2 protein-coding genes and 2 pseudogenes are annotated in these 2721 nt (G+C 41.6%); 2 read left to right on the top strand and 2 right to left on the bottom strand.

Features of this window, described 5'->3' with window-relative positions; translation table 11 throughout:
• Window positions 1-369 (top strand): annotated as a pseudogene (locus BM378_RS20150) (urate hydroxylase PuuD); the annotation flags it as partial.
• Window positions 370-414: 45 nt separating this feature from the next.
• Here the strand turns inward: BM378_RS20150 and BM378_RS20155 are convergent.
• The gene (locus BM378_RS20155; protein ID WP_074989889.1) at window positions 415-1722 is read right to left on the bottom strand and encodes a diguanylate cyclase; all 1308 of its coding nucleotides are present in this window, start codon (window positions 1720-1722) and stop codon (window positions 415-417) included.
• 297 nt (window positions 1723-2019) lie between these two features.
• Between BM378_RS20155 and BM378_RS20160 the strand changes: the two genes are divergently transcribed.
• Window positions 2020-2295: a putative quinol monooxygenase gene (locus BM378_RS20160; RefSeq protein ID WP_074989888.1), complete on the top strand. Its 276-nt coding sequence runs from the start codon at window positions 2020-2022 to the stop codon at window positions 2293-2295.
• A gap of 85 nt (window positions 2296-2380) precedes the next feature.
• On the opposite strand, the pseudogene BM378_RS20165 reads toward BM378_RS20160, so the two are convergent.
• Window positions 2381-2626, bottom strand: a pseudogene (locus tag BM378_RS20165) (winged helix-turn-helix transcriptional regulator); the annotation flags it as partial.
• Between the last annotated feature and the right edge of the window lie 95 nt (window positions 2627-2721).

Here is a 2721-nt window from a genome sequence, read left to right on the forward strand (position 1 = left end):
TCCATGCTCTTGTGTGATGACACCTTCAAGGAACAGCATATGGAAGCGAAGCAATCTGCACCAAGTGCCCCCTTAACATCTTCTAACGGTATGGAAAAAGAAAAAGCGTCAATAATTAGTAATGAACGCGTCGCAGGCTTGATTACCACTCACTGTGTAAGCTGCCACTCGCGCACGCCCACCGACGATATATTTAAAGTAGCCCCCATGGGCGTAGTATTAGATTCATGGGAAGATATTGAAAGGTTTGCGCCTCAAGTGGTTCGAAGAACCACAGTGACAAAAGACATGCCATTTTTAAACAAAACAAAAATGACAGAAGAAGAAAGGCAAGTCATATCTCGCTGGTTTGCCCAGAAAAGTCAATAACATTTACTCGTGTGTGTAGCTCGGTGATACGCTAAAGCAACCGTGCTACACTGCATTAGTTCTTATATTATTTACTGCTATGTTCTGAACCGTCGATGATTGAACTTGCCCTTGTTGCTTTTTTTCGTACATTACCTCATCAGCTCGGTCTAACCACTCTTGCACAGAATTGATACCCTCATTCCACTGCACCCAGCCAACGCTGAAGTCGATAGAGACAAGGCTACTACCATCGACTTCAACTTCAAATTTTTCGCGCTGAATTCTGTCAAAAAAAGCAGCCGTTTCGTCTTCATCTGTACCGTAAAGCATAATTACAAACTCATCGCCACCGATACGGCCAAACCTATCGCTTTCACGTAAAAGCCCGCTCATGCTGTTGGAAAACTCGACCAATGCTTTATCACCTATTTTGTGGCCATATTTGTCGTTAATTTCTTTAAATTTGTTTAGGTCAATATAGACAAGAGTAGAAGTTTGTTGACCTCTACCCATGCGAGAGATTTCATCATTTAACTGGCTAAAGATTTCTCTTCTATTGGCGAGCCCAGTAAGCGAGTCGGTTTTCGACAAATGCTCTAACTTAGTAACCGCACTCATTAGAGCTTGCTGCTGTGTTTTCTCTTTTGTTATATCGTCTGCTGTACCTAAGATAAGAGAATGCATTTCACGGTCATCATAAATCAAGCTTCCACGGTCATGCAGGTATTTCACCTCACCTTTTGCATCATAAATACGATATTGGATGTCCCAATTTTTCAAAGGGCGCTGACTGAACTGTTTTAGTACCCGCGCTTTATCATCTTCATGGACATGGTCAATAAAACCTATGGGGTTACAGTAAAGTTCATATTCATTGCGACCAAAAATTTTTTCATATCCGTTATTCACATATTTCAGCTGCGATAAATCAGGCGTCGCTACCCAAATGAAGGTTCTGTCAGAGAATGCACTAACAATTTTACTGAACAGTGCATCGACTTGAAATAACTCCGCTTGAATACGCTTTTTCTCGTCAATATCCTCTACAACTGAAATAAAGTAGTCTGGATTGCCCCGTCCGTCCCTGACAAGTGAAACCGTAAGCTTAGCCCAAACCTCCTCGCCATCACTTCTAAGGTAGCGCTTTTCTATTGAGTAGTCGTCAATGTCACCTTTCAACAGACGCGCCAGATGGTCGAGGTCTTCATCCAAGTAATCTGGCGCTGTTAATTCTTGAAACGTGAGTTTTGTAAGCTTTTCATTTGAGTACCCTAAAAAATCACACAGGCGTTTATTAACGCGAATGAAGCTGCCATCCATACTGACGTGAGCAAGCCCCACTGGACAAAAGTGAAAGGTTTTTTCAAACATTGGGCACTGCCCCGCTAAATAATTGCATTCCGTCGCCTCAACAAAGTGGTGCTTAACCCACAACAAGCTCAATATACACTTTAGTATGGTAAGTATAGATTGAATTTATTTATTAGCTAATGAATATAGCTAAGAAAAAGGCTTAGAGAATGTTTATCAAGGCTATTATGAAAACGGGTAAATCCATAAAAGAAGGCAGCGTGCCTCTTATCTGATAAAAAGGGCAAATTGGCGCTTACAGCTAACACAAGAATTCTAATTTACTTATGTTGAGCGCTTTAGTATTGGGAGTCCAATGTGATCGAATTTTCAGTCATTATCTTTTCTAAGCCTCATCATCAAAACGAGCTGTCAGAAGCGCTAACGCCTTTGGTCAAAGCTAGCCGCGCAGAAAAAGGCGCCGTAATGTACGACCTGCATTCATGCGAAGAGGGTGTTTTTGTCATTACTGAGAAATGGGAATCTCAAGAAGCGCTTGATGCCCACGAAATGACAGCGCATTTTAGAGCCTTTCAGGAGAAAGCGGGGGCACTTGTCGAGAAAGTGCTTAAGTTACCCCTTTTACAAGTTTAGAACGGTAGTTATAAGCGGTAGTGTTGAAAAACGGTGAATTATAACGCTCACCGTTTTCATTATTATGCATTTTTTATATACGAAACTAATCGTCTGTGTGCTTTTCAGACCAAACTCTTAGCTGTTCAAGAATATCTAACGCTGAGCGCCCGAAATCGGTGAGACTGTAAGCAACAGCAATCGGGCGAGAGTCGATAACATTACGAATGACCATACCGTTGTTTTCCAGTTCTTTCAGGCGCTGGTCGACCATTTTCCGACTTGCGCCACCTAGCATTCTGCACAAATCATTAAACCTGACAGGTTCATCTTTTAAGTGATAAATAATAGAGAGTTTAAGACAAATTAACGCTATTTACTATCCTCTGTGACAACTGGCTTTAAGGCTTGTTTCATGCGATTTAGGTCCAAAAACAGGAAGCAATT

The organism is Pseudoalteromonas lipolytica, from assembly GCF_900116435.1.
GTDB classification, from domain to species: Bacteria; Pseudomonadota; Gammaproteobacteria; order Enterobacterales; family Alteromonadaceae; genus Pseudoalteromonas; species Pseudoalteromonas lipolytica.

Excerpts from the sequence above, each read along its gene's own strand:
- BM378_RS20155 (WP_074989889.1), bottom strand. The coding sequence starts at position 1,722 with ATGTTTGAAAAAACCTTTCACTTTTGTCCAGTGGGGCTTGCTCACGTC.